Here is a 25995-nt window from a genome sequence, read left to right on the forward strand (position 1 = left end):
GACAGTACTGCCCGCACCGCACACGAGGTCCGATGGAGATCTACACGCCCATTCCACGAGGCGGTGGACCGTCGGGCACGGCGTGCCCGACACAGTCGGCAGGTCTTCGGACTCGCGGGCACTCGATCGAGTTGGATCGAACCTACTGGCCGTCGCTTCCCAGGCGGATGCCCAGTGCACATAAACGGCGGTCGTTCCTGCTTACCGCTGCGGGACAGTCCCGGATTTTCACCGGGTTCCCTCTCACTCCGACAGCTTGCGCTGACGGGGCTTCGACGCCGGGAACGGTCTTCGGGGCTCCTCATGACCGCGCCGGGCGAACCAGCTGCATCGACCAGCATAAGGCCAACCCTCCCTGAGCAGTCAAGGAGAGTCGGCGAAGGGCGCTACGCGCGTGACATGTAGGAATTCGAGTCCGGTGGTACGCGCGGAAGATTCTCGGAGGAACGTAGATTCTCCGCCATTTCGACAAGCAGATCCTGCGAAGACGGCGATAGATCGACGACGCGAGAGGTGAGGTTTCGCAGGCGCACGTTGTGCAGCTGTTCGAGGAGAGAGAGGTCCGCCTCGCCGCCCGAGATCGCGGGCGGAGTTTGATCGGACGGGGCGTAGAAGTAGTCCGGATGGACGTTGAAGAAGTGGGCGAGGGCGGCAACCACTTCGGGTGACGGGTTGGTTCGGACGCCGGTGCGCAGTTGGGACAGGTACGGCGTCGAGATGCGGCAGCCGAACTCGGTCATGCCGCGAACGACCATCGCGTTGGTGACGTGAAAGTCGGCAGTCTCGAACAGCGAGTTCAAGCGATCGTTGAACTGGTTCGACATGAGACGTCCCTTCCCCCGTTACGCACAGGCTCCGTCGATTCAATTAACTGCATCATAGCCAGTTATCGAACGATTAGCTGTTTTGGATTCTCGCGGAGGGGGTTGTTTGCAGGGAAAATCCCCAGGGTAGAAGGTCCCTACTTTGAGTGATCTGGACAAATCGCCGTCAAGAATCGAACGGCGAACTATTTGCCGGGGAAGTGGATTCCGGCCACGCGGATCAGAGCCAGCCGTTCGACTCGGCGATTCTGACGGCTTCCGCGCGCGTCGACGCACCCGTCTTACCCATTGCGGATGACAGATGATTTCGAACCGTCCCTGCGGACAAGAAGAGCGCCCCTGCGATGGCTGCCACGGGTGCGCCGTCATGAGCGGCGCGCAGTACTTGGGTCTCACGCTCCGTCAGGGGCGACTCGCCGCTGACGAGGCTGTCGGCCGCAAGGGTGGGATCGACGACGCGCAGTCCGGCGTGGACACGCCTGACTGCGTCGGCCAACTGCCTGGCGGGTGTGTCCTTGACGACGAACCCGCCGGCCCCGGCGTGCAGGGCTTTGCGAAGAAATCCGGGACGTCCGAACGTGGTGACGATCAGGACTCGGGTGTCGGGTGCTGCCTCGCGAAGGGCCGCCGTCGCGGCGATTCCGTCCATGCCGGGCATCTCGACGTCCAGAAGCGCGACATCTGGGCGGTGTTCGAGAACAGCGGCCACAACCTCGTCGCCGCGACCGACCTCGGCCACCACGGAGAGGTCGGATTCCAGATCGAGTAGTGCGGCCAACGCTCCTCGCACGAGCGCCTGGTCGTCCGCCAAGAGCAGCCGTATGGTTGCTCGATCGCCCTGGCTGTTCACTCTGTCTCCTGTTCGACTACCTGAAGTGCAAACCCCTGCGGCTGGGGATGAGTGATGATCACTCGTGCGCCCGACGCTCCGGCGCGCTCGCGTAATCCGATCAGACCGTTGCCGGAAGACGTCGACCCGGCCCCTTGCCCGTCGTCGACGACCGACGCACTATTTTCGTCGACCGTGATCCGGCAGTGGGTCGCACCGCTGTGTCGAACGACGTTGGTGACGCCCTCACGGATCGTCCATGCAAAGAGTTCGCGAAGACGCGTGGGAACCATGTCGGTACTGCTCGGCACCTCGTCCTCGATACCAGCCGCACGCAATGCCTCTCGTGCTCGGGCTATCTCGACGGGAAGAGAAATCCCACGAAATCCTTCGACGGCTGAACGCACGTCTGCCAACGCGTCACGCGAAAGTCTTTCGAGGTCGTCGAGTTCGTTGCGCGCACGTTCGATATCGACATCGAGTAGGCGATTGGCCAGTTCGGCTTTGATCGTGATGACGGTCAGCGAGTGCCCGAGGATGTCGTGCAGATCGCGCGCCATCCTCGTTCGCTCCTCCATGATTGCCCGCTGCTCCTGCTCTTCGCGTTCATGGAGCATGGCGAAGTTGCGGCTGATCAGGGACATGATGCCCCAGGTCGCGAATGCGGCCGCGCAGACTCCGAGCGAGAGTCCGGAGTAGTTCCCCCACCCGGACGAGAGGCTGACTATCTCCACGGAGGCCGCGAACACCAAGGCGAGAATGCCGCCCGCGACGGTCGGCAGCAGCGTCACCGCTGTCACCGCGAGATACGGTGCGGCTGCCAAACCAGTCGGCCCGACGCTGACGATCATCACGGCGGCCAACGCGGTCAAGGCGGCCAAAGCCAGTGCAGCTTCGCGAATCGTCGGCCGAGTCATTGTCATTCGACGCCGCTGCTGCGTTGTGGCGAACGTGTAGAGATAGAGCGCACCGAAGGCGACCGTCGCGAGAATCCCTGTCCAGCCGCGCAGTTCGTCGCGCAGATTCCATCCCTCGATCAGCGGCCCGCCGAGAAATACCATCCAGACCGCCGCGAAGAGAACGCCGAAACGATTCCGCCGCGGGAGCGCGACGGAATCTTCTCGGTCAGTCGTTTGCGACAACTACACACGCTCCGTATCTCGTTGGAACCGCCAGATCGCTCCGCCGGCGAAGATGGCGAACCACACCAGGATATTGACGATCCAGGTCCAGTGAATGCTATTGCCCGTCAACGGTGCGTGGGCGAGGGCGTTGATGCCGAACATCGGGGTGAACTGTGCGATGGTCGCCCATACGGAACCGTCGGTGAGCGGCACGAAGAGTCCGCCGCCGAAGGCGAGCAGAGCCAGTCCCGGTCCGAGCAACTGCATGACGTTCTCACTGGGGAGTAGATACCCCATGAACAGGCCGAAGGCCGCGAAGATCGACGATCCCAACCAGGCGATCAATGCCGTTGTGAACCAGAGTGATCCGTCCATCTGCGCCGAGGTGAACGCGCCGACGACGTAGACGACAAGGATCGAGACGAGACCGAGCAGCATCGCCATGATCAGTTTGACGGCGATGTAGGCGACCGGGGTCAGGGGAGTCAGCCGAAGTTGACGGCTCCATCCCGACGCTCGCTCGATCGAGACCATCGCTCCGCCACTGGTAGTTGCAAGCATCGCGCCGTACAGGGCCATGCTGATCATGATGTACGCGGCGACATTGCCGTGCCCGATCCCGTGATCGTCGTCGCCTTGACCGAGCCCGAAGACGAGGAAGAAGACAACCGGCATGACGAGCGTGAAGATCATCGTGCGCCGATTGCGAGTCAGGCGACGAAATTCCAATCGCAGTAGCGTCGTGTTGAATCCGCCGAGAGGTACGACGGTTCGCTCGGCTCCGTAGGTGTTCGCTTCGGTTGCAGTGGTCATCACTTCTGTCCTTCGGAGTTGTTCGACGTGAGTGCGATGAATGCGTCTTCGAGGCCACGCGAGACGATTTCGAGATCGCGAGCCTGGGTATTGGTCAACAGGAACCGTGCAACGGCATCGGTGTCACCCGAGTGCACGAGCAGTGACTCACCGCGCACCTCGACGGCGTCGGAGTTCGGTATGGCTCGCAGGAGTTCGTCGGTGATGCCTGGAACAGTCGCGCGCAGGGTGCGTCCGGACGCCATCGCCTTGACCTCGGCGGTGGTCCCGTCTGCGACCACGGTGCCTTGCCTGACCAGGATGATGCGGTCGGCGTAGACATCGGCCTCTTCGAGGTAGTGCGTCGCAAAAAGCACAGTGCGACCGTGATCTGCGTCGGCGCGGATGGCGGACCAAAAGTCCCGACGCCCTTCGACGTCCATGCCGGTGGTGGGCTCGTCGAGAATGAGCAATTGCGGGTTCGACAGCAACGCCATCGCAAATCGCAACCGCTGTTGTTGTCCGCCTGAGCATTTGCTGACCAGGCGATCGGAGATGTCGAGGATTCCGGCTCTCCCCAGCACTTCGTCGACCGGACGGGATTGGGCGTACAGGCTGGCGGTCAGCTGCACCGTCTCGGCAACCGTCAGCTCTTTCAGTAGTCCGCCGGTCTGCATGACTGCGGAGACGAGTCCGCGGGCGATCGCCGATCGGGGTGACATTCCGAAGACGCTCACGTCGCCCGAGGTCGGCCGGGACAGGCCGAGGATCATGTCGATGGTTGTCGTCTTGCCTGCGCCGTTCGGGCCGAGGAACGCGACGATCTCGCCGGGGCGGATGCTCAGGTCGATACCCTTGACGGCGTCGACGGTTCCGAAACTCTTGCGAAGTCCGGTCAACCGGACGGCGTCGTGTGCCGATCCTTCACTGAGTGTGTGCAGTGCCTGTGGTGAATGCCGTGCCTGTGCTGAGGTCATACATAGAATCTGCTCGCTTCGAGGTCGTGATCCCTCGTCCGTCCGTCATTCTTCTGCCATGACATTTGTCATCGGGTCGGCCGGTATCTGTTTCGGTGCAACCTGGCCGAGGCGCGCGAGGACCAACCCCGCGATGATTGCTGCGCCACCCACAGCTTGGAGTGCAGTGACGGATTCCCCGACCAGGATCCACGCGGCGAGGACCGCGCACAGCACTTCGGTCAGCGCTACGAGAGATCCGATTGTCGGCCCCAGCAGCGTGATTGCGGCGATGCCGGTGAGATAGGCAATGACAGTGCTGACCAGGACCAGGACCACCACCGGCAGCCATACGTTCACCGAATGGTCTGCCACGACGGCGTTCGAGGCCGAGAACTGGAGTGGGAGGACGCCGACGAGTCCGAGCGCGCCGATGACCACTGCACTGACCGTGAGCCCCGATGCCGCGAGCACAGCAGGATGGAGATCACCGTCCGCACGTTCGGAAATGACGAAATAGACTGCAAGGCATGCCGCGGCGGCCAGTCCCCAGGCGACTCCGACGGCACTGATCTCTGCCGATCCGAAGACGTCGATCACCACGGCGGCGCCGATCATGGCAACCGCCGCACCGAGAAGCGTCTGCACGCTCGGACGCGCGCCCTTGGTTATCCACACCCATCCGATGACGATGATCGGTGCAAGGTACTCGAGAAGCAATGCGACGCCGACCGAAAGATGTTGCACGGCATTGAAGAAGCACAGTTGAACGCCCGAGATCGCGAACACCCCGTACAGCAGTACCGTTCGCGTGTGGGCGCTCACCTGTCGTAGGCGAGGCCATTGGGTGGCTACGGCGATCACCATCATCACCAGTGCGCCGCCGGCAACGCGCGCGAACACTGCGCCGCCGGGGGACCACCCCGATTCGATGAGAGACTTCGCGAACGGGCCCGAGACGCCGAACGTTGCCGCGGACAGCAGAGCGAAGATCAAGCCGTTGCGAGAGTTCACGTCGTCACCCGTCAGGAGTAAAAGCGATTACGATGCTGACATTAGGTTGATACAGCTCAGGAGTCAAAGTGCATTTTGCTGGTGACACGGAATCGGCGCTCGTCTTCGCCGCGTCGTTGGTCAACACGGCCCGCGGCGGGGCTGAACTGCTTCCGGATCAAGAGGAGCTGACACGGTTTCTCGACGCGGATCATTGGACCGGCAGGCGGGACGGCACGCGGGAGGAATTGACGGCGGTTCGTGCGCTGCGTCCACGACTGCGCAAGTTCTGGGAAGCCGCGGGAGTGGACGACGCCGTCGAGGTGGTGAACGCACTGCTACTCGAATCGGGCGCGAGGCCGCGGCTCACCAGGCACGACGACCTCGGCTGGCATCTGCACGTCACCGCTGACGATTCGCCACTGGTGGACCGGATGGCCGCAGAAGCGGCGATGGGTGTGCTCGATCTGATCCGAACCGACGAATTCTCGAGGTTGCGATGGTGCGAGGCCCCGGACTGCGAAGCGGTCTTCGTGGATTTGTCGCGCAATCGTTCGAAGCGATACTGCGACACCGGAAACTGTGGGAACAGGGCGCACGTCGCAGCCTATCGTGCCCGTAAATCCGGGGCGTGACCAAGCGGCGTTCGGAGGGATAGAACCAGGCTGAGTGAATACCTTGTCGGGAGCCAGGATCGGTCTAGCGTTGTGAATTCGGAACAGATTTCGCGAAGCCAGGAGGATGGTCGGTGGCCGATCGTAGGCGTCCACTCAAGACGGTGACCGGTGTCAGTGGGGCGGTGAGTATCTACGACGCCGCGATCGATCCGACGACTTCGACGGTCGCGTCCGCGATCGACGTCGCAAAGACGGCCGAGGCGAACAAGATCGACGGACTGTTTGCCGCCGACCTGCTGAGTTTCGGCGCGCAGGGCGCGATCGGCGCGCAGGAGCCGTTGATCTTCCTTGCCGCGCTGAGTGCGGTCACCACCCATGTGGGGCTGATCGCCACCGTCACGACAACATTTCATCACCCTTTCAACCTGGCACGGTTGTTCGGCACCCTGGACCACGTCAGCAATGGTCGAGCCGCATGGAATGCCGTCACTTCCTCACTCGGAGAAGAGAACTACAGCGACCTGGACCTGCCGAGTCCGGAGGAGCGGTACGCCCGAGCGGCTGAATCGCTCGAGGTGGTCAACGCGCTCTTCGACAGTTGGAAGCCCGGCGCCCTGACCCGGGGAGAGGGCTCAGCGGTGCTCGATCCGTCGAGGGTGGTCCCCATCGAGCATCGAGGCAAGTACTTCACCGTGCAGGGGCCGCTGAACATCCCCTCCCTGCCGCAGCGTCGTCCGGTCCAATTCCAGGCAGGCCAATCTGCCGGAGGTATCGAACTGGGTGCTCGCTTCGCGGAGGTCGTATTCACTTCTCTCGCAACCTTCGAGGACGCGGTCACCTACACGAAGACGATCCGCGCCAGGGCGGCAGAGTTGGGGCGTGGGGACGAACTGCCACTGATTTTCAGCTCGTTCCACGCAACGTACGGCGCTACCGAAGCCGAAGTCGAACGATTGGTCAGAGAAGCCGAGGAATCGACGGACTTCGACGCCGGACGCACGAGGCTTGCCGACATGTTCGGCGGTGACGTGGATTTCTCGGAATTGCCGCTCGACCGGCCGATCCCGGAGTCGTTGTTGCCGGACCCGTCGTCGGTGAATCGACGACGGGGCCGGGTCGAGATCTTCGGCAAGCTCGCATCACAGGGAAAGACTCTGCGCGAGTTGATCATCGCGTCCAAGGACACCGGCCACTGGGCAGCGGCGGGCACCCCGGAACAGCTCGCGGACGCGATCGAGGAACGATACGACGCGGGCGTACTCGACGTCATCACGCTCGGTGACCTTGCCGATCCGCGTACACGCGATTTCGTGACGAACGGACTGCTGCCGGAACTACGTCAGCGCAGAATCGTGGGAACAGATTACGTCGGGGGTACCTTCCGTGAGAACCTCGAGTTGCCACCGCTGCCACCGGTTTCCAGCACCTAGTTGTTGGAGGCGAGTGAGCGCATGAAGAACATGAGGTTGGCCGGCCGTTCCGCCAGGCGACGCATGAAGTAGCCGTACCACTGGCTGCCGTAGGGAACGTAGACCCGCAGGTGATTGCCTTCGGCTACCAATCTGCGTTGTTCGCCGTCGCGGATGCCGTAGAGCATCTGAAACTCGAAATCCTCGGCTGTCCGTTCGGTCAATGTGGCGAGTTCGAGGGCGGCGTCGATCATGGTGGGATCGTGGGAGGCGACCATCGGGTATCCGTCACCTTCCATCAAGACCTTCAGGCAACGCAGGTACGACGCGTCGACTTCGCCGGGCTTTTGGAACGCAACGTCGGCCGGTTCCTTGTATGCACCCTTGCACAACCGAATTCGTGAACCTGATCCGGAGAAGTGCCGGCAGTCGGCCTCGGTGCGGTGCAGATACGCCTGCAGGACCGTGCCGAGCGTCGGGAAGTCGCGGCGCAACTCTTCGACGATGGACAGTGTCGAGTCGGTGGTGGTGTGATCCTCCGCATCGACGGTGACCCACGCGCCCACTTCGTCTGCCGCTGTGACGATTCGGTGAGCGTTCGCCAGGGCGATCTTCTCGCCGTCACCGGGAAGTGACTGCCCTAACGCTGAGAGCTTGAGCGAAACCTCGAGGGTGTGTTGCGTCCCAGCCGCTTCGGAAAGCGTTGCGTACGAGCGGAGAAGGGACAGATAGGCGTCGACGGTAGCTGTTGCCTGAGTTGGATCGGTAGTGTCCTCGCCGAGGTAGTCGACCGTCACGAACCGGCCACTGGTGAGGATGTCGCGTACGGCAGAGACCGCTGCGGGTTCCGCGTCCCCGGCGACAAACCTGTCTACCAGCTTGCGAGTCACGGTCATCCCGGAGACTGTCTTCTCCAGCCGCGACGAGCGTGCCGCCGCGAGGAGTACCGGGCGCAGCGGGTTGCTCAGCGAGACGGCACTCATCAACGGTTCTCGCTCTCGGCTGGATCGACGTCCTGGTGGGGGTAGCGATGATCGGTGGGAGGAACGAAGGTTTCCTTGACGGTGCGTGTCGACGCCCAACGGAGCAGGTTCTGCGGTGAACCGGCCTTGTCGTTGGTACCGGAAGCTCGAGCGCCGCCGAAGGGCTGTTGTCCGACTACCGCGCCCGTCGGCTTGTCGTTGACGTAGAAGTTTCCGGCGGCGAACCGCAGACCGTGGTGAGCTTGATCGACGGCTGCACGGTCGGTGGCGATCACGGCACCGGTCAGGGCGTACGCGGATCCGCTGTCGATACGAGCGAGGATGTCGGCGTACGCATTCGGTGCGGAGTCGTCGTAGACGTGCAGGGAGAGTATGGGGCCGAAGTACTCGGTGCTGAAGGCCTCGTCACTGGGGTCGTCACCGAGCAGGACCGTCGGCGAGATGAAGAATCCTTCGCGGTCGTCGTAGTCGCCGCCTGCTGCGATGGTGAGGCTGCCGGTCGACTTGGCTCGGTCGATCGCGGCGGCATTGCGGTCGAAGGAACGCTGGTCGATGACGGCGCCGCCGAAGTTCGTCAGGTCGGTGACGTCGCCGTACTTCAGTGACGACACTGTGTCGATGAACGTGTCGCCCATCTTGGCCCACACCGATTTCGGGACGAATGCCCGTGACGCGGCCGAGCATTTCTGTCCCTGATAGTCGAAGGCCCCGCGGATCAATGCCGTCGTGAGTACGTCGGGGTCTGCTGAACTGTGTGCGAGTACAAAATCTTTGCCGCCGGTTTCGCCGACGAGACGCGGATACGTCCGGTAGTTCGAGATGTTGGCTCCGACCTCACGCCACAAACGCTGGAACGTTGCGGTCGATCCGGTGAAGTGGATGCCCGCCAGGCGGGGGTCGGCCAGCGCGACTTCGGACACCGTGGGTCCGTCGCCGAGAACAAGATTGATCACCCCGGGCGGGAGGCCGGCGGCTTCGAGTAGTTGCATCGTGAGGTATGCCGCGACGGCCTGCGTCGGTGACGGCTTCCAGATCACGGTGTTGCCCATCAGGGCAGGTGCGGTAGGGAGATTTCCGGCGATGGCGGTGAAATTGAAGGGAGTGATCGCGTAGACAAAACCTTCGAGTGGTCGATATTCGACGCGATTCCACACTCCCGGAGCGGAAACGGGTTGGTCGGCGAGTATCTGACGAGCGAACGCGACGTTGAAACGCCAGAAATCGATCAGTTCGCACGGGGCATCGATCTCGGCCTGATATGCGGTCTTCGACTGACCGAGCATTGTTGCGGCGGCGATGGTTTCGCGCCACGGGCCGGAGAGTAGATCGGCGGCGCGGAGGAAGACCGCAGCTCGATCGTCGAACGAGAGGTCGCGCCAGGCCGGGGCGGCGAGTGTAGCGGCGTCGATGGCATCACGAACATCCGAGTGCGTTGCGCCCGCAAATGATCCGATGACCGAGCTGTGACGGTGTGGTTGAACTACGTTCTCCCGCTTGCCCTCCGCAGTTCGGTGGACGCCCCCGATGACCTGTCGGATGTCGGTGGGTGCCTCGGCCAGTTCGGTCAGTTTGGTGCGTAGGCGTGATCGTTCCGGGCTTCCCGGCCCGTAATTGTTGACCGGCTCGTTGGAGGGGTGGGGGACATTGGTGACGGCGTCCATGACGATCCTTCGGCAGACTGATGGGTGGGGCAGTTGTCGTGTCGTCATCAGTCAAGCCGAAAGGAGTCGGCGAGTAATCCGCTGATCGGCCAAACTTCTCGGACGCTGTTTGTTCGATCGGCTGAACCATTTCCGCAGGAAAATGCACTATTCTCGAAATTGAGGCGTTGGAACGGTCCGGAAAGTGGGTGGTACGTGGCTATCCGTGAGGTCAGGCTCGACGCGGTCCTTCGGGCGCTGGGCGGAGCCTTTGTCGAGCTCGTCTTCGCGCCGTCAGGTGATGACGTCTTCGTCGACTCCGTGGTGTTCGCGGAGGTCGGGGACCTCACACGCCCCGGAACCGCGGACGTCGAATCCTCTGAACTCTGGCTCGCTGTCGGTATCGGCGCAGCCGAATTGGCAGCCTGGCTGAACCGCGTCGATCAGAAGGGATCAGCGCCTCGGGCCGTCATGTCGAAGGAGGCCTCGGACACGTCGGTGCGCGCGGCGGCACAGCGCGCCGGGATCGCCTTGATGGCAGTCCATCCGGACGCTCGTTGGGATCGATTGTTCACCACGATCCGGGGCGTGCTCGATCATTCGGTATCTCGTCAGGATTCGGAGGACGGTGTATTCGGCAGTGACACAGACTTGTTCGAGCTGGCGCAGAACGTCGCGTCACTCACCCGGGGGATGGTCAGCATCGAGGACGAGCGTTCCCACGTGATGGCCTATTCGGCATCAGGAGATGCTGCGGACGAGCTCCGCCGGCAATCGATCCTCGGCCGTGAAGGACCTCGGGAATACCTCCGGAAGCTGCAGGAGTGGGGCGTCTTCGAAAGCTTGCGGCGAAGTGACGACGTAGTGGAGGTGCCTGCGCACGAAGACCTCGCGATCAGGCGACGGTTGGTGGTTCCCATTCGCAGAATTTCCGAGAACGTCAAGGGGGAGAGCGGTTTCAGTTCTGATCTGCTCGGCACGATCTGGGTTCAGGAAGGCCCGCTTCCCATCGCCGGCGATGCCGACAGAGTGCTCCGCGGTGCAGCGGCCATTGCAGCTCGGCTGATTTCGCGCATCCGAGACGCGCCGAGTAACGAGGCGATACAGGTTCAGCGCTTGCTCGGGGTTCGCGGCGGCGGCGTCGATGTTCCTTCTCTGGCGGCCTCGTTGTCCATCCCGATGTCCGGACCCGCGATGGTGATCGGCGTGGCGAGTGTCGGGGGCAGCGTGTTGTCGGCTTCGGGTGAGCTCGTGTCGTCGTTGCGCCTGCACGCCAGTGCCTTTCACCGTGAATCGCTGGTGAGTGCATTCGGCGCCCGGATCTATGTGCTGTTTCCGCGAACCCAATCCGTGAAATCCACAGTCTCGTGGACCCGTGAAGTTGTCGCGCGTTTGGACAAGGTGTCGCCCTCGGGTTTACGGGCCGCAGTCTCGTCGCCGGTTTCGACGCTTGCGGAGGTGGCTAGGGCTCGCGCCGAAGTGGATCGGGTCTTGGACGGAACGTCGGGGGATGTTCGTGTGACCACCCTCGCGGACTCGCGCACTCCGGTGCTGCTGGGCGAAATCATGGACGCGATTGCGGCCGACGAGCAACTGCACGATCCGAGAATCGACGCGCTCGACGTCTACGACAGGCGTAACGGGTCGAACATGCGTGAAAGCGTCTCCGTTTACCTCGCGCACTCGGGCGATGTCCGACGCGCGTCCGAGCAGCTTCGCATTCACCCGAACACACTCAGGTATCGGATCAAAAGGGTCGAGGAGATAACAGATACCGACCTGTCCGAGCCCTCGACGAGGCTGTTGATGGAGATTCAGTTGGAGGCGTCCGCTCGCGCAGTGAGTTCGCCGAACCTGTCGGACCCCAGCAGTACTCTTCGCGAATGATCGACTCAGCGAAGGTGCCAGGCGCAGCGAGCGCGTATTTCGACGGCGGAGACGTCCGTGACGTGTTCACCGAAGACGCCGTGGTGCGTGACGACGGCCAGACGTATGTCGGGATCGAAGAAATCGTGGCGTGGAAGTCCGCCGTGTCGACGGCGTTTACCTTCACCCAGAAGATCGAGTCGGTCAACACCCCAGGCGCGGCCGTTGTCGTTTCGGTGAAGGTCGAGGGTGATTTTCCCGGAAGCCCCGTCCAGTTACATCACCATTTCACTCTCGACGGTGATCGGATTTCCGCTCTCACGGTGTGCCCCTGATGCCCACCGCTGACGAACTGCTCGGGAAATCCGTCGTCGCCGATCTGGCAGGCTGTCTCGAGCGAGCCTCCGGTCACACACGCCTCGCCCTCGTTCGGGGTAGTACATCCGAATTCGACGGTATGAGTCTCGGCGAACGTACCCGCGTTGTGCGGGACGCGATGACTGCCGAACTGCCTCAGGATCTTCCGGCCTTCGCCGAGATCATCCGCCGTGCGCTTTCAGAGGAGACCTTCACTGGTTGGATGATCTGGCCGGTGACCGAAGCCGTCGCCGTCACGGCGACACGAAGTGGCTCCGAGTCGGACTTCGACGAGGGAATGGCTCTCCTTGCCGAGCTGACGTCGCGTCTGACGGCCGAATTCGCAATTCGCACATTTCTCGAAACGAACCTTGACCGTTCGCTGGCGATCGCACTCACCTGGACCGGCCATGAAGACGAACACGTCCGGCGCTTGGCGACCGAAGGCACTCGTACTCGTTTGCCCTGGGGAAGACGAGTGAAAGAATTGACGGCGTGTCCCGAGTCGACAATCGCCATTCTCGACGAGCTGTATCAGGATGATTCGGAATACGTACGACGTTCGGTCGCAAACCATCTCAACGATCTCAGTCGTGCTGACGCAGCGCTCGCCGTGTCGACTGCGAAGCGTTGGTTACAGACACCGGATTCCAACACACTGAAAATCGTCAAACACGCATTGCGGACGTTGATCAAGGCCGGCGACCCAGATGCTCTGTCTCTTCTGGGGTTCTCGCCGCCCACCGACGTCGTGGTCGAAGGGTTCGTCATCGACCGCGAAATAGTCGATGCGGGTGGAGAACTCACCTTCGACTTCGCTGTCACGAACAACGGCAGCGAGTCCGTCACCGTCGTGATCGATTACATCGTCCACCACGTGAAGGCCAACGGGACCACGACGCCGAAGGTCTTCAAACTGACAACACGAACGCTCGAGCCTGGGGTGCCGGCCCGCATCGCGAAGAGGCATTCCTTCAAACCGATCAGCACCCGGAAGTACTACGCCGGCGAACATGCCGTCGAGGTGCAGATCAACGGCGTACGCCAGGTGCGAGGTGTATTCCGTTTGGACGCGTGAGTGACCCCACCGGTCACTCACGCGCCGATCCAATGCCCGCACAGACGTCAGCGCATGACCTGTACCTGCTCGGCGATGTCAGCGGCCAGGGCCATCGCAGTCAGAGCGAGGCCGTTGTTGAGGTCATATCGCAGATGCCCGACATGGCCGTCCTGGACAGCGCGGACTCGTTTCCACGTCGGCGACTCGGCTTCGACGGCGTCGGGGTTCTGTAGCAGTACGAAGTCGGCCTGGTCGAAGATCGCGAGCTCCTCGAGGCTGTAGAAAGTCGAATCCTTCCGATCGGGTGCGGCATGGGCGGCGTCGGTCAAGACGTTCAGGCCGAGGTCCTGTGCAACCGACACGGCGAACGTGTTGTTCTGCAGCCAGATCTGACCGCTGTCTGCACCGGCGATCGCAATCGACTTGCCTTCGAGGAGACCACCGATCTTGGCCCGCGCTCGAGCAAGTTCGGCGTTGTATCGGGCGATGACGCGTTCGGCGACTTCGCGGCGATCGAGCGCCGTGAGCTGCGCGGTCATGGCCTGTTTCCAGGACGAGCCCGTCGTGCCCTCGTCAACGACGAGCACCGGGGCGATGTCAGTGCCGAGCAGGCCCTTGTCCTGGTAGTAATCCCACCAGCCTTTCCCGACAACCAACAGATCGGGGTCGTAGCTCAGGATCGATTCGGCGTTCGGTTCGTTGTTCGTCCCACCGAGGCGAGCTGCGCCGGCGGGTACCTTCTGCATGAGTTGAGACTTCGGATCCCAATTGGTCGCGACGATCGGGTACTCGGCCAGTAGTGCAAAATCGAGGGCGCCTCGGGCTTCGAGCACCACGACACGCTTGGGGTCCCGCGGGAGGCGGTAGGTCTGGTCCGCGACGACGATGTCGACCCACTCGTCCGAGGCTTCGGTGCCGCTGGATTCGCTCGAACATGCAGACAGCGCGCCCAGTGCACCGAGCGCCGCCGCACCGCTCAGGAACCCGCGTCGTGTCAAGGAATCGATCAGACGGGTGAATTCGTCGTCCACATCTTTTGTCGACTGCAAGGGGGTTTCGGTCGCAGAAGGGGACACCGTCGGGTGGAAGGTTTTGGTCGATTCGATCACAGGCATGAGAAGGCGCAGCTCCATCTGATGTTCCGGGCATTGGCAGGTGCCTAACCAACGTATTCGAACTTCGCAGCCGGAGCCTTACTCGAAAGCGCCAACCGCTCAGCGGATTTGGCCATTCTTCACGGACTCGTGCCACGGGACTCGCCCCTCGGATTCGGCTTGTTGTGGAGGGGCGCGCCCATCTGATCCGAACTCGAGGTATCGTGGCCGTCATGCAGCGCGTCTATTTCTGGTTTAGCAGGCCGGCCCCGGGTGGGCCTGCCGGCGTAACCACGCGCTGACAACCTCCACCCAAGAGCCGGACTACAGACCGGCTCGCTGGAGTTTCTCTTCATCTCTGGGGTCGGCCTGAGAACAGGAAACCGAAAACCCCATGACTGTCACCATCGACACCACCGCAGCTTCGGACAGCCTCGACGATCAGCGCACTGTGAGTATCAGTCCGCTCGTGTCACCGGCGACTGTTCGTGCTCAGCACGCTCCGGACGAGGTCGCGGCCGCAACCGTGCGGACCGGCCGTGCCGACACGATCAACATCCTCAACGGTGACGACGACCGTTTGATCGTCGTTGTCGGACCGTGCTCGGTACACGATCCGGAAGCTGCGATGGACTACGCCCGTCGGTTGGCTGCCAAGGCCGAAGAACTGCGGGACGACCTGCACATCGTGATGCGGGTCTACTTCGAAAAGCCGCGCACCACGCTGGGTTGGAAGGGCCTGCTCAACGACCCCCACCTCGACGGCACGTTCGACATCAACACCGGGCTCGGTATCGGCCGCAAGTTGCTTCTCGACGTGTCGAGTCTGGGCCTGCCTGTCGGCTGCGAGTTCCTCGATCCGATCATGCCGCAGTACATCGCCGACCTGGTCAGCTACGGTGCAATCGGCGCCCGGACCGCCGCCAGTCAGGTTCACCGTCAGCTGTGCAGCGCGCTGTCCATGCCCGTCGGCATCAAGAATTCCACCGAAGGTGATGTGCAGGTAGCCGTCGACGGTACTCGCGCTGCGGCGGCGAGCCATGTGTTCCCCGGAACGGATCTCGACGGCCAGGCTGCCTTGATTCGGACCGCGGGCAACCCGGACTGCCATGTGATTCTTCGTGGCGGCAGCGACGGACCGAACTACGATGCCGAGACCGTCGCGGATACCCTTGCTCGCCTGCGTAAGTCGAACTTGCCCGAGCGCGTGGTCATCGACGCGAGCCACGGTAACAGCAGCAAGGACCACGAGCGTCAGGTCATCGTGCTGGACGACATTGCCCGACGTCTGACCGAGGGTGAGCAGGGAATCGCCGGCGTCATGTTGGAGAGTTTCATCGAGGCCGGCCGTCAGGACCTGACCTTGGGTAAGGCGGACGAGCTCACCTACGGTCAGTCGATCACCGACGCGTGCATCGACTGGTCCACCACCGCAGCGCAGTTGGACCGTCTGGCGCAGGCCGTTGCGGCTCGGAGGGGCTGACGCCCCCGTGCGCGTTTAGGGAGCGCCTGGACTCGCTAAACGCGCACAGGGCCGCTAGGCCAACACTGCTCGCGTGGCCTCGACCAGGCGCTCCAGCCAGGCGTCGGTGCCGACGGCCTGACGCAGCGGCTCGTTGGGCAATTCGATGCTGACCGGCAGTCCGGCAGGCAGGGTCGACCAGATGTCGGCCAGGGCGATGCCGCCGGTGCCGGGCACCAGACGCTCCTCGCGGGCGTGACGGATCAGCTCTGCGTCATCGGTGGGAGCGGGGATCGAACCGTCGCACATCTGGGCGTAGTGAAGCCACTCGCGCGGGATGGACGCAAGATCCTCCAGTGTTGTCGCCGAGCGGTCGGTGTGGAGTGCGTCGACCAGGACACTACGAGCCGGACCGTCTGCCGCCGAGACGATCTCGATGGCCGCACGCGCATCGGGCACCGCAGTCCACGGCATGAATTCGAGCGAGGCGACGATGCCGTAGTTCGCGCACAGTTCAGCGAGGCGGGCATAGGAGTCCGTGAGCCGAGCGCGGTCGCGATCGTCGCCGCCCACCAGAACGGCTTTGGCTCCGAGCTGTGCACCCGCTTCGAGAAGCGGAACATAGTCGGCGGGGTCGAAGTCGGCTGCAAGGCGGATGATTTCGAGGTCGAATACCTCAACGGGTGAATCGCCTAGTCGACGCACCAGTTCGTTCAACCCCTGCTTGTCCTCGTGCAGGGGGTACGCCGTAGTGCCCGGTGCCGCGGGCATCAGACGGATACCGATGGTGTCGAAGCCGTGCTTTTCGGCCAAGTCGACGTGCTGCATCGGTGCGGTATCGAGCACCGTGAGGGCTGCCAGTCCTAGTGAGAGTGTCATGCGTGCGCTCCAACTGTCTTGGCTCCGGCCAGTTCCCGGCCTGCCAGATAACCGAACGTCATAGCCGGGCCGAGGTTGATGCCGCCGGATGGGTAGTGCCCGCCCATCACGCTGGCCTGATCGACGCCGACGGCGAGCAATCCCTCGATGGGGCGGTCGTTGTCATCGAGAACCTGCGACGACGAGTCGGTGACAAGCCCGGCGAAGGTACCGAAACTGCCCGGCACCACCTTCACCGCGTAGTACGGACCCTTCTGTAAGGGTGCGAGCGACGGGTTCGGCCAGGGGTTGGCGGTATCGCCGGATCCCCGGTTGAACGGCGTTGTGCCGCGACCGAACTCGGGGTCTTCACCGGCCACGGCCCCGACATTGAATGCCTCGATTGTCTTTTCCAACTGCGTCGGATCAACGCCGATCTTCTCCGCCAGTTCGCGAACAGTGCGACCCCGTGTGAGGTATCCCGAGCGCAGGTACGGCTGGATCGGGATCGGCAGGGGCTTGGCCATGCCCAGCGGGAGGTAGCGCACATACTGCTGGTCGGCAATCAACCACGAGCACACTTCTTCGTCCTCGGGAACCTGCTCGACCATCGCGAGGGTGTAGTCGTGGTAGCCGAGTGCCTCGTTGACAAAACGCTTGCCGTTCGCGAGAACTCCGATGACACCGGGCTTTCCGCGGTCGAGGATGTGCGGGAACACCCCTTCCTTGCCGTTGCGGTAGCGAACGATGGAGACGGGGCAGTACGCGACGGGGGAGGCAAGAGTGCGGTCGAGGCGACCACCCACGGATTCGCCGAGGGTGATGCCGTCGCCGGTGGTTGTCTTCGGAGTGAGTGACCAGTGCTCGTTTCCGGTGGGGGTACGGGGGAACAGTTCACGTCGGCGGTCGATGTCCTGGGCGAAGCCGCCGGTGGCCAGTACGACGCCGCGCGTGGCAGTTACCGAGTACGCACCATCCGGACCTTCGAGGCGGACACCGACAACGCGACCGTCATCGTCAGTCTGCAGCGATGTTGCCGACGTTTTCACCCGAATCTCGACGCTGAGATCGAGCGCTGAGCGAAGCATCATGCCGACAAGCGCAGTGCCGTTGACGAGTTGCTGGCCACGGCGCTTGGTGGCGAGATCGAACATGTGCTTTGTCACGCGAACGCCACAGTGCACAAATGCTTTTGGCGATCGAGTCGAGTGCAGGAATGCCTGCAGGTCGGGGCCGGCCATGATGCCCATGCCGAGGAATGACGTCTCGTACAACTGTCGACGTAGCAGCGCCGCGACGTCGGGGCCGAGCTTTCGCAAGCTCACCGGTTTCGGTCCGACGGAACGATGACCCGTGCCGGCTCCCGGTGTGTCGCCGTGAATGTCGGCGATCTTGGCTCCGGGAACAAACTTCAGCGCAGTCTTGCGTTCGAAGAACTCGACCATCTCCGGTGCGCCGTCGAGAAGAGCATCCACTTTGGCGGCGTCGAAGTTGTCTCCGAGTCGGTTCTCCAGATATGCCCGCGGCGCCGAACGATCCTCGACAACCCCGTCGGCGATGGCAAACATGTTGCGCGGGGTCCACATCCACCCGCCTGACCAGGCCGTTGCGCCGCCGCAGGTGTCGGCCTTCTCGACAACGAGTACCGACGCGCCGCCATGTGCTGCGGCAATTGCTGTGGAAAGCCCGCCTGCGCCGGAGCCCACGACAACTACGTCGTAGGTGAGGGGGGTACTGCTACTCATTTCTGCTCCTTGGCCGTTGTTGCGAGGGTCGGTGTCGATGTCAGATCGACAACCTTCCCGGTTCGTGACGATTCGTAGATTGCGGCGATGATGGCAAGTGACGCGCGGGCGTCTCGTCCGGTGACGGCGGGTTCGCGCCCGGTCAGGACCGCGTCGGCGAAGTCCTGAACCTGCAGGGTGTGGAAGTCGGTCAGTGCCGCATTGACCGCTCCCACATCGAGATTGGCGTCGATGTCGGCAGAGTACGGCGACTGGAACTCCACTTCGCCGGGCACGGTCCAGATTTCGTTGACACCCTCGTGCCCTTCAGGAAATTCGAGGACGCTGGCGATGGCGCCGGTGCGCCCGATCACTGTCACGCGGTTGCCCAGATTGTGATCGGCACCGGTAGTCGCGGTGACGGTGGCGGTGCCGCCCGAAGCAAAGGAAATTACAGCTGACGCACTGTCCTCGGTCTCGATGTGCTCACCGTGGGTGTGGGTGCGGATGAAGCCGCTGACCGAGACGGCTTCGCCCATGAACCAGGCCAGCATGTCGATCTGGTGCACCGCCTGCGTCATGAGCACGCCACCGCCGTCGGTGTCCCAGCGTCCGCGCCACGCGTCGGCCGAGTAGTAACTCGACGGGCGGTGCAGGATCACCGACGCCTCGCCGAGCGTGGGCAGTCCGATCCGGCCGTCGTCGATGGCGTCCCGGATCCGACGCGCGGCCGGCCAGAAGCGACGTTGGAAGAGCACCCCGAACGTGATACCGGCGCGGTCGGCGGCCTCGATCATGCGGTCGGCGGCAGCAACATCGACCGCGATGGGCTTCTCGCACAACACATGTACACCCGCTTCGGCAGCGGCCACGACTACCTCTTCATGTACCGGGTGCGGCGTGCAGACGGTGCAGGCGTCGAGTCCGAGGGCAAGAAGTTGCTCCACTGAACTCACGGCTGCGGGAATGCCGTGCGCTGCCGCGAACTCCTGGGCGCGTCCGAGATCGGGATCGCAGCAGCCGATCACCTCGACGCCCGGGACTTGTTGCAGGGCTCGGGCATGGTTGCCGGCGATCTTGCCGCAGCCGACGATTCCGACTTTCAACGTCATCAGAAATGTTCCTCTGCTTCGACGTCCCGCGCCGCAGACTCGCCGCGGTCGAGACTGTTCAGTGCTTCGATGTCTTCGCCGGAGAGGGGCACGTCGAGTGCTGCCAGGTTCTCGGCCTGACGCGTCGGGTTCGCTGATCGCGCGACCGGAACCACACCCTGCGCGACATGCCAAGCAAGGACCACCTGCGCAGGGGTGCAACCCATTCGACCGGCGATCTCACTCACAACGGCGTTGTCGAGCACATCCCCGCGGCCGAGCGGGCTCCACGACTGCGTGAATATTCCGAGTTCGTCGTTGACGCGGCGCACCGGAATTCGCGCGAGCGACGGGTCCATCTGAATCTGGTTGACTGCCGGTGCCTCGCCGGTTTCGGCGACGACGCGGCGCACGTGGTGCTCCAGGAAGTTCGACACACCCACGTACCGAACCAGTCCGGCGTCGCGGCAGGCAAGCATCGCCTCGAACGACGCAACGTAACGATCGATTCGCGGGAGCGGCCAGTGGATCAGGAACAGATCGAGTTGATCCAGTCCCAGTCGTTCCAGGCTCTGCTCGAGCGCTCCGCGGATGTCACCGGAAACCTGGTCGTTTCCACGAAGTTTGGTGGTGACAAACAGTTCTTCTCGCGGTAGAGCAGACTCCGCCAACGCTACGCCGACGGCGTCCTCGTTGCCGTAGATCGCGGCGGTGTCGATGAGGCGGTACCCGGCCTCGATGCCGGAGAGAACCGACTTCGTGGCGTCGGCACCGACCAGTGGCCAGGTTCCGAGTCCGATGGGTGGCAACGCAGTTGCCACCGGTGCGGCTGTGTGTGCGCTCATGCGTGAACCTCCTGACGGGCCGCAGCGGCGGCGGTGATGGTGACGGCAACGTCGGCTGCGGTCACGAGTGCGGCATGGATGGATCCGCCGTCACCGCTCGCGTCTCCGACGGTATGTACCCCGAGTCGTGGTGCCAGTGAACGGAGTTCGGTCAGAAGCTCCGAGCGCGGCTCGACGCCCTGTGAGATCAGCAGCTCGCCGGGGGCGTCGACTTCGCTCAGTACACCGCCTGTCGAGATCGTGACCGACTTAGCGTCGACTTTGGTGACGATCGAGCTCAGGTAGGTCGTGAGGTTCTCACTTGAGGCCAGGCGCGGCAGCAGTACGATCTTGCCGCGTCGGCCGACGTCGTGCGCGATGGTTTCCTGCGGCCCGATCATGACGACCTGGGTGCCCTTCTGGAGCAGATCGTCTGCGACGGCAGCAGCCTCGCGGTCGGCGCCGAAAATGGTGATTGCTTCGGGGGTCGGATCTCCGGAAACCAGGAACTCGCGCACGTCACGGACGGTTCGGGTCTGCGCGCCGGGGAGGTCAGTCACGGGACCGTGCCCCCCGGCAGCAAGGACGATCGCGTCGAAGTCACTGTTTGCGAGCAATGCTGCGTCAGCTCTGGTCGAAGTGTGGCACTGCACCCCGAGTTCGGCCAGTTCCGCGAGGTACCAGTCCACGATACGCCCGTATTCGGGATATTCGTGCAGCTTCGATGCCAGAGCGAAGTCGCCACCGAGGCTGGGTCGTTCGTCGTACAGGTCGACGCGATGACCGGCAAGTGCGAGGTCGCGGGCAGCGGCCATTCCGGACGGACCGGCACCGATGACGGCGACGCGTACGGTGGCATCAGCCGGCTTCGTGGGCTGATCCAGTTCACGTCCGACCCACGGGTTGACGGAACAGGGAATGGGGCCGGCGGCCAGGCTGTCGATGCAGTAGTTGCAGGCGATGCAGGGGCGGTAGCGGCCACCGTCGACAGCGCGATTCGGAAAGTCCGGGTCGGCGTGCAACGTACGGGCCATGCTGACGAAGTTCGCCTGACCGGATTCGATGATTTGCGCGGCGATCTCCGGCGACGTGATGCGTCCGGCCACACCCACCGGGATGTCGAAGTCGCGCTGGTACTGCTCGGAGTACGGCGCGAGGAGTCCGCGGGACCATTCACCGGGCTGGATGATCCACTGTCCCGCTTCGTAGTTGCCGGCCGAGACGTCGAGAAAATCGAGTCGGTCAGTGTCGATGGCGTCGATGCGAGAGCGGGTCGTCTCGGCGTCGAGTCCGCCGTCAATGCCTTCGAAGGCTGAGAATCGAAGTCCCAGAGTGATTCCCGGAGCATGCTCGTGGACGGAGGCGATGACCTTGTTGACGAACAAGGTGGGGTCGGCCCACTCGTCGTCGCGGTGATTGTAAGCAGGGGAGAGGAACTGGTGGATCAAGTACCCGTGGCCACCGTGCAGGGAGATGACGTCGACGCCGGCCTGCTGGCAGCGCGCCGCAGCTTCACCGAAGCATTCGATGATGTGCTCGATGTCGTCGCCGTCGAGTTGTTCTGGCATTTCGCCGCCGACAACCAAACACGGAATCGGTGTCGGGGCAACGGGAACAAACCCGCTGACAGAACCTTGCGCCGTACGTCCACCGTGGTTGAGTTCGACTCCGACGAGGGCGCCGTGAGCGTGGATCGCGTCGGCCATCTTCTTGATGCCGGGAATCCGTTCGTCGACGTCGACGCCCATCTGCCGGATGCGTCCCTTGCCGTCGGCACGCACGTAGCTCGCTTCGGTGAAGATCAGTGCAGCACCACCTTCGGCGCGGCGGGCGAGGTACGCGATGTACTCGTCCGTCATGGTGCCGTCGACTTCGCAGTAGTTGCGTTCCATCGGGGCGGACACGAACCGGTTCCGGAGGCGGACGCTGCCCATGTCGAGAGGTTCGGCGAAAGGCGCAGTCACCTTCATCAGTGCTCCTGGTACTTCGCGAGAAAGTAGGTGTTCGGTTGTGCTCATGCGCATGCCGTCTCGGAGAGCAGCTCGCTCAGATGGCTGCGCATGCGATCCGTATCGGCTTCGACACCGGTCAGGAGTGTGAAGGTGTCAGAGGCTTGAGCCACCAGCATCTGCCCACCGTCGAGAACCGCGCATCCGCGAGCAGCTGCAGCGTCGAGCAATTCGGTGCGCATCGGTCGATAAACGATGTCAGCGACCCACAATCCGGAATGCAACGCCGCAGGGTCGAAGGGAGTTCCGGGGTGACCCACCATGCCGATCGGAGATGCGTTGACGACGCCGTCACACGTCGTCAGGTTGACGGCGATCTCATCGATCGCCAAAGCCGTTGTGCGCGTGGCAGGGAAGGCCGAGGTGACGCGAGAACACACATCGGCAGCGCGATCGGGATCAATATCTGCGATGCGAAGATCCGTGGTGCCGGCGGCGGCGAGTGCGTATGCCACAGCGGAACCCGCCCCTCCTGCCCCGGCAAGCACCACTCGGTCCAAGGCGGCGTCGGGCAAACCGCGCTGCAGTGCTGTGAGGAATCCGCTGTGGTCAGTGTTGTGGCCGATCAAACGGCCGTTGTCGACCACAACCGTGTTGACGGCACCGAGCAACCGCGCGTTGTCGGACAGCTCGTCGAGCGCGTCCACGACAACCTGCTTGCACGGGTAGGTGATGTTCAGTCCGGTGAAATCGCCCGCGACGGCGCCACGCACCACCTCACCGGTTTTCTCGACCGAGATGTTCAGGTTCTCGAGATCGATCAGTTCGTAGCTGTAATCGTCGAGTCCGAGTGCTGCTGCTTCGTGTGCGTGCAACGCGGGCGAGAGTGAGGTGGCGATACCCGACCCGACAAGGCCGATACGGTGACGTGTGTATTCGGTAGTCATGACATTCTCCTGCATAAGTGGGGACGGCCCCTCGCGGCAATTCATCGCGAGGGGCCGGTTCGGTCAAGCGTTGTTGCTGGTGAGCTCTGAGTCCTGCTTGATCGGCAGGCTCGGCTTCGGTTGGCCCAGTTCTGCTGTGGGCGTGCGGTACGTTTCCGGTCCGGTCATTGCCGCGATGGCGGAGATGACGGCGAAGCCCAGGCACATCCATGCAACCGGTGTCCAGTTGCTCTTGTCTCCGGCCGAGATCGCCTGGGCGATAGCCGGCGTGAAGCCGGCAACAAGGAGTCCGAGCATGAGGCTGACGGCCATTCCGGTGTATCGGACCTTCGCGGGGAACTGCTCCGGGAAGTATGCCGGGTACGTGCCGTTGGGCATCGCGTAGAAGATTCCGATCATGACGATTCCCGAAGCGAAGACCATGGGGACGCTTTGGGTTCCGATCGAATGGAAGAACACGAAGATCATCAGGCCGGCTCCGATGGCGCCGACGACGAAGATGGGCTTACGTCCGTAGCGATCCGAGAGAATGCCGAACAGCGGCTGAGTCAGTACGGCAACAAAATTGGCGGTCGCGATGGCCCACAGCATCGTGGAGCGTTCGAAGCCGGATTCGACGGCGTACGCCAGGGCGAAGACGTTGACGATGGTGTTGATCATCGCGAAGGTCGAGCTCATGCTGATACGGATCACGGTGCGCCAGTGCGAGCGGAACATCTCGACGACGGGAATTCCGGCCGTCTCGTCCTGTTCCTTGAGTTCCTCGAATACCTCGGGCTCATCCAGGGCGCGACGTAGCCACAGCGCGACGACGGTCACGATGATGCTGAGCCAGAAGGGAACTCGCCAACCCCACGAGTAGAGGTCTTCGTCGGGCAGGCTCGCCACTGGGATGAATACCAGGCTGGAGACGACGATGCCGAACATGATCCCGCTCATGGTGAACGAGGTGAAGAACGAACGACGGTGATCAGGTGCGTGTTCGAGCGTCAGTGCCGAAGAGCCGGGTGATTCACCGCCGGCAGAGAGCCCTTGAAGAAGGCGAAGCAAGACGAGAATGATCGGCGCGGCGATGCCGATCTGGTCGTAGGTCGGCAGGCAACCGACGATGACCGTCGCAACACCCATGAGGAGCAGGCAGGCGAGAAGCGCGTTCTTGCGTCCGTACCGATCGCCGAGGTGTCCCCACAGCACTGCGCCGAGTGGGCGGGCGACGTAGGCCACGCCCAGGGTGCTGATCGAGAGCAGCGTTGCCGTCGAGCCGCCGCCAGGAAAGAAGATCTTGGGGAACACGAGCGCGGCTGCGGAGCCGTAGATGAAGAAGTCGTAGTACTCGAGGGTGCTGCCGAGGAAGCCCGAAACGGCGGCGCGGCGCGCGTTCGAATTCGGATGCTCTTCGGTGGAGTGCGTGGAACCGGTGGAGGTGATCGGTGGTGCCATGTGAAGTCCTTTCGTCCCGATGGGCCGGCCGTGGCGGCACGTTTGGTGATGCACCACGCATCGGTGACGTCCCTCACCTTTCGGCGGCTGAGACGACAGTGCCACGAAGGACTATGGCGCGTCCAACACTAAATGAGTCTCAGATAATGACGTTTTTGGTCTCAATCTCCGGCGTCGGCAGAATCTCCTCTGACGTCTCCAGTGCGACGGCGAGTGCATCGGTCATATGCCGGGGTGACCAGGCAATTCCGTGGTTCATGAACGTCGGCTCGCCGGTGAGTGGGACGAACACACTGCCAGGTGGGGTGATAGCAGCCATGCCGGACGTCATCAGCGCTACACCGACGCCGGCGGCAACGAGCATGAGGATCATGTACGGATCGGTGATCTCCTGGACGACGCGAGGCCTGAAGTCTGCGTTCATGCAGGCGCGCATCGCGGTTTCCTGGAGGGCCGAGCCGGCCGAGAGCGGGGTGGTCACGAATCCGTCGTCGGCCAATTCGCGGAGATCGATCGCGTCCCTCTCGGCAAGGGGATGGTCGATCGGAAGTACGGCGCCGAACGCCTCCCGTCGGATCAGTCGGGTAGACAGTGATGCGGATTCCACCGGTAGTCCGACGAAGGCGAGGTCGAGGGCGCCGCTCTCGAGTTGAATGATCGCGTCGCGCGTCATGATTCGGCCGAGGAGTGTCAGTTCGACTTCCGGATAGCGCTGACGCAACGCGCGGGTGAGCGGCGGAAGTGCTTGATAGTTGAGCACTCCGGTGAACCCGATCGTGACTCGTCCGTAGACGCCTCCCGACGACGCACGCGTAGCGTGTCGTGCCGTCTCCATGTTCTCGATGACGCGATAGGCGTGGGGGAGAAAGGCATGTCCGCCGGACGTGAGTGCGACGCTGCGAGTGCTGCGTTCGAACAACTTGACGCCGATGTCCTTTTCGAGCTTTCGGATCATCTGGCTGAGCGGCGACTGAGCCATCTGGAGCCGTGATGCGGCCCGCCCGAAGTGAAGTTCTTCCGCAACCGCGACAAACGCGTGCAACCAGCGGGTTTCCATCGGCTAGGCCTCCAGGTATTTGACGTCGACAACAAACGCCATATATTCAGAATTTCTACACAGTGTGACGGCAATTATGCCTGTATGCAACATAAATTG

Annotated in this window: 23 protein-coding genes and 1 riboswitch; of the genes, 6 read left to right on the top strand and 17 right to left on the bottom strand. The window is 63.0% G+C overall.

Annotation, left to right across the window (positions count from 1 at the left end):
* Positions 1-80 precede the first annotated feature (80 nt).
* Positions 81-289, bottom strand: a riboswitch (cobalamin riboswitch).
* Positions 290-386: 97 nt separating this feature from the next.
* The 6 genes from B0E55_RS03065 to B0E55_RS03090 all read right to left on the bottom strand — a co-directional run bounded on the left by B0E55_RS03065 (position 387) and on the right by B0E55_RS03090 (position 5539).
* On the bottom strand, positions 387-824 hold the full coding sequence (locus B0E55_RS03065; RefSeq protein WP_019745008.1) for a helix-turn-helix domain-containing protein: 438 nt from the start codon (positions 822-824) through the stop codon (positions 387-389).
* Between the two features lie 220 nt (positions 825-1044).
* The gene (locus tag B0E55_RS03070; protein WP_019745007.1) at positions 1045-1674 is read right to left on the bottom strand and encodes a response regulator transcription factor; all 630 of its coding nucleotides are present in this window, start codon (positions 1672-1674) and stop codon (positions 1045-1047) included.
* Positions 1671-2795, bottom strand: coding sequence for a sensor histidine kinase (locus B0E55_RS03075; protein ID WP_021332163.1), 1125 nt, complete (start codon positions 2793-2795; stop codon positions 1671-1673). Before B0E55_RS03075 ends, B0E55_RS03070 begins: the two co-directional genes overlap by 4 nt.
* Complete coding sequence (locus B0E55_RS03080; RefSeq protein WP_019745005.1) at positions 2796-3590, bottom strand: ABC transporter permease; 795 nt, start codon at positions 3588-3590, stop codon at positions 2796-2798.
* Positions 3590-4546, bottom strand: coding sequence for an ABC transporter ATP-binding protein (locus B0E55_RS03085; RefSeq protein WP_069145719.1), 957 nt, complete (start codon positions 4544-4546; stop codon positions 3590-3592). The genes B0E55_RS03080 and B0E55_RS03085 overlap by 1 nt, the downstream gene beginning before the upstream one ends.
* 45 nt (positions 4547-4591) lie before the next feature.
* On the bottom strand, positions 4592-5539 hold the full coding sequence (locus B0E55_RS03090; protein ID WP_080909073.1) for an EamA family transporter: 948 nt from the start codon (positions 5537-5539) through the stop codon (positions 4592-4594).
* Between the two features lie 68 nt (positions 5540-5607).
* Here B0E55_RS03090 and B0E55_RS03095 point away from each other — a divergent pair, with 68 nt between their 5' ends.
* Both B0E55_RS03095 and B0E55_RS03100 read left to right on the top strand, forming a co-directional pair.
* The gene (locus B0E55_RS03095; protein ID WP_080909074.1) at positions 5608-6153 is read left to right on the top strand and encodes a CGNR zinc finger domain-containing protein; all 546 of its coding nucleotides are present in this window, start codon (positions 5608-5610) and stop codon (positions 6151-6153) included.
* Between the two features lie 113 nt (positions 6154-6266).
* Positions 6267-7565 carry an NtaA/DmoA family FMN-dependent monooxygenase gene (locus B0E55_RS03100; protein WP_080909075.1) on the top strand — a complete coding sequence of 433 codons (1299 nt, stop codon included), beginning with the start codon at positions 6267-6269 and terminating at the stop codon, positions 7563-7565.
* Here the strand turns inward: B0E55_RS03100 and B0E55_RS03105 are convergent.
* Both B0E55_RS03105 and pruA read right to left on the bottom strand, forming a co-directional pair.
* Positions 7562-8527, bottom strand: coding sequence for a proline dehydrogenase family protein (locus tag B0E55_RS03105; RefSeq protein ID WP_080909076.1), 966 nt, complete (start codon positions 8525-8527; stop codon positions 7562-7564). The genes B0E55_RS03100 and B0E55_RS03105 overlap by 4 nt on opposite strands.
* Positions 8527-10188: an L-glutamate gamma-semialdehyde dehydrogenase gene (pruA, locus tag B0E55_RS03110; RefSeq protein WP_080909077.1), complete on the bottom strand. Its 1662-nt coding sequence runs from the start codon at positions 10186-10188 to the stop codon at positions 8527-8529. The genes B0E55_RS03105 and pruA overlap by 1 nt, the downstream gene beginning before the upstream one ends.
* A 195-nt stretch (positions 10189-10383) precedes the next feature.
* On the opposite strand from pruA, the gene B0E55_RS03115 reads away from it, so the two are divergent.
* The 3 genes from B0E55_RS03115 to B0E55_RS03125 are packed head-to-tail and all read left to right on the top strand — an operon-like array spanning position 10384 to position 13468.
* On the top strand, positions 10384-12054 hold the full coding sequence (locus tag B0E55_RS03115; RefSeq protein ID WP_080909078.1) for a PucR family transcriptional regulator: 1671 nt from the start codon (positions 10384-10386) through the stop codon (positions 12052-12054).
* Positions 12051-12368 (top strand): nuclear transport factor 2 family protein, encoded by a 318-nt coding sequence (locus B0E55_RS03120; protein ID WP_080909079.1) that lies wholly within the window; start codon positions 12051-12053, stop codon positions 12366-12368. The genes B0E55_RS03115 and B0E55_RS03120 overlap by 4 nt, the downstream gene beginning before the upstream one ends.
* Positions 12368-13468: a DNA alkylation repair protein gene (locus B0E55_RS03125; RefSeq protein ID WP_080909249.1), complete on the top strand. Its 1101-nt coding sequence runs from the start codon at positions 12368-12370 to the stop codon at positions 13466-13468. The genes B0E55_RS03120 and B0E55_RS03125 overlap by 1 nt, the downstream gene beginning before the upstream one ends.
* A gap of 47 nt (positions 13469-13515) precedes the next feature.
* Here B0E55_RS03125 and B0E55_RS03130 read toward each other — a convergent pair whose 3' ends face one another.
* Positions 13516-14565, bottom strand: a complete 1050-nt coding sequence (locus B0E55_RS03130) for an ABC transporter substrate-binding protein (RefSeq protein WP_241895996.1) — start codon at positions 14563-14565, stop codon at positions 13516-13518.
* Between the two features lie 373 nt (positions 14566-14938).
* Here B0E55_RS03130 and B0E55_RS03135 point away from each other — a divergent pair, with 373 nt between their 5' ends.
* Positions 14939-16027 carry a 3-deoxy-7-phosphoheptulonate synthase gene (locus tag B0E55_RS03135; protein WP_003940571.1) on the top strand — a complete coding sequence of 363 codons (1089 nt, stop codon included), beginning with the start codon at positions 14939-14941 and terminating at the stop codon, positions 16025-16027.
* Positions 16028-16081: 54 nt separating this feature from the next.
* Here B0E55_RS03135 and B0E55_RS03140 read toward each other — a convergent pair whose 3' ends face one another.
* From B0E55_RS03140 to B0E55_RS03175, 8 genes are all read right to left on the bottom strand, one after another.
* On the bottom strand, positions 16082-16885 hold the full coding sequence (locus tag B0E55_RS03140; protein ID WP_080909081.1) for a sugar phosphate isomerase/epimerase family protein: 804 nt from the start codon (positions 16883-16885) through the stop codon (positions 16082-16084).
* Positions 16882-18609, bottom strand: coding sequence for an FAD-dependent oxidoreductase (locus B0E55_RS03145; RefSeq protein WP_080909082.1), 1728 nt, complete (start codon positions 18607-18609; stop codon positions 16882-16884). Before B0E55_RS03145 ends, B0E55_RS03140 begins: the two co-directional genes overlap by 4 nt.
* On the bottom strand, positions 18606-19700 hold the full coding sequence (locus B0E55_RS03150; protein ID WP_080909083.1) for a Gfo/Idh/MocA family protein: 1095 nt from the start codon (positions 19698-19700) through the stop codon (positions 18606-18608). The genes B0E55_RS03145 and B0E55_RS03150 overlap by 4 nt, the downstream gene beginning before the upstream one ends.
* Entirely contained in the window at positions 19700-20524 is an 825-nt protein-coding gene (locus B0E55_RS03155; protein ID WP_080909084.1) for an aldo/keto reductase, read from the bottom strand. Before B0E55_RS03155 ends, B0E55_RS03150 begins: the two co-directional genes overlap by 1 nt.
* The gene (locus B0E55_RS03160; protein ID WP_198538392.1) at positions 20521-22473 is read right to left on the bottom strand and encodes an oxidoreductase; all 1953 of its coding nucleotides are present in this window, start codon (positions 22471-22473) and stop codon (positions 20521-20523) included. The genes B0E55_RS03155 and B0E55_RS03160 overlap by 4 nt, the downstream gene beginning before the upstream one ends.
* Positions 22474-22517: 44 nt before the next feature.
* Positions 22518-23399 (bottom strand): shikimate dehydrogenase, encoded by an 882-nt coding sequence (locus B0E55_RS03165; protein WP_080909250.1) that lies wholly within the window; start codon positions 23397-23399, stop codon positions 22518-22520.
* A 63-nt stretch (positions 23400-23462) separates the two neighbouring features.
* On the bottom strand, positions 23463-24839 hold the full coding sequence (locus B0E55_RS03170) for an MFS transporter (protein WP_021345319.1): 1377 nt from the start codon (positions 24837-24839) through the stop codon (positions 23463-23465).
* A 139-nt stretch (positions 24840-24978) separates the two neighbouring features.
* A complete protein-coding gene (locus B0E55_RS03175; protein ID WP_047889918.1) occupies positions 24979-25896 on the bottom strand; it encodes a LysR family transcriptional regulator in 918 nt (305 codons plus the stop codon).
* Positions 25897-25995 lie beyond the last annotated feature (99 nt).

It is taken from the genome of Rhodococcus sp. 66b (genome assembly GCF_002076325.1).
Classification (GTDB): Bacteria; Actinomycetota; Actinomycetes; order Mycobacteriales; family Mycobacteriaceae; genus Rhodococcus_F; species Rhodococcus_F erythropolis.

Bases quoted from the DNA above. Each gene is read 5' to 3' on its own strand.
- B0E55_RS03065 (WP_019745008.1), bottom strand. From the start codon at position 824: ATGTCGAACCAGTTCAACGATCGCTTGAACTCGCTGTTCGAGACTGCC.
- B0E55_RS03080 (WP_019745005.1), bottom strand. From the start codon at position 3,590: ATGACCACTGCAACCGAAGCGAACACCTACGGAGCCGAGCGAACCGTC.
- B0E55_RS03085 (WP_069145719.1), bottom strand. From the start codon at position 4,546: ATGACCTCAGCACAGGCACGGCATTCACCACAGGCACTGCACACACTC.
- B0E55_RS03105 (WP_080909076.1), bottom strand. From the start codon at position 8,527: ATGAGTGCCGTCTCGCTGAGCAACCCGCTGCGCCCGGTACTCCTCGCG.
- pruA (WP_080909077.1), bottom strand. From the start codon at position 10,188: ATGGACGCCGTCACCAATGTCCCCCACCCCTCCAACGAGCCGGTCAAC.
- B0E55_RS03120 (WP_080909079.1), top strand. From the start codon at position 12,051: ATGATCGACTCAGCGAAGGTGCCAGGCGCAGCGAGCGCGTATTTCGAC.
- B0E55_RS03125 (WP_080909249.1), top strand. From the start codon at position 12,368: ATGCCCACCGCTGACGAACTGCTCGGGAAATCCGTCGTCGCCGATCTG.
- B0E55_RS03130 (WP_241895996.1), bottom strand. From the start codon at position 14,565: ATGCCTGTGATCGAATCGACCAAAACCTTCCACCCGACGGTGTCCCCT.
- B0E55_RS03135 (WP_003940571.1), top strand. From the start codon at position 14,939: ATGACTGTCACCATCGACACCACCGCAGCTTCGGACAGCCTCGACGAT.
- B0E55_RS03140 (WP_080909081.1), bottom strand. From the start codon at position 16,885: ATGACACTCTCACTAGGACTGGCAGCCCTCACGGTGCTCGATACCGCA.
- B0E55_RS03145 (WP_080909082.1), bottom strand. From the start codon at position 18,609: ATGAGTAGCAGTACCCCCCTCACCTACGACGTAGTTGTCGTGGGCTCC.
- B0E55_RS03150 (WP_080909083.1), bottom strand. From the start codon at position 19,700: ATGACGTTGAAAGTCGGAATCGTCGGCTGCGGCAAGATCGCCGGCAAC.
- B0E55_RS03155 (WP_080909084.1), bottom strand. From the start codon at position 20,524: ATGAGCGCACACACAGCCGCACCGGTGGCAACTGCGTTGCCACCCATC.
- B0E55_RS03160 (WP_198538392.1), bottom strand. From the start codon at position 22,473: ATGAAGGTGACTGCGCCTTTCGCCGAACCTCTCGACATGGGCAGCGTC.
- B0E55_RS03165 (WP_080909250.1), bottom strand. From the start codon at position 23,399: ATGACTACCGAATACACACGTCACCGTATCGGCCTTGTCGGGTCGGGT.
- B0E55_RS03170 (WP_021345319.1), bottom strand. From the start codon at position 24,839: ATGGCACCACCGATCACCTCCACCGGTTCCACGCACTCCACCGAAGAG.
- B0E55_RS03175 (WP_047889918.1), bottom strand. From the start codon at position 25,896: ATGGAAACCCGCTGGTTGCACGCGTTTGTCGCGGTTGCGGAAGAACTT.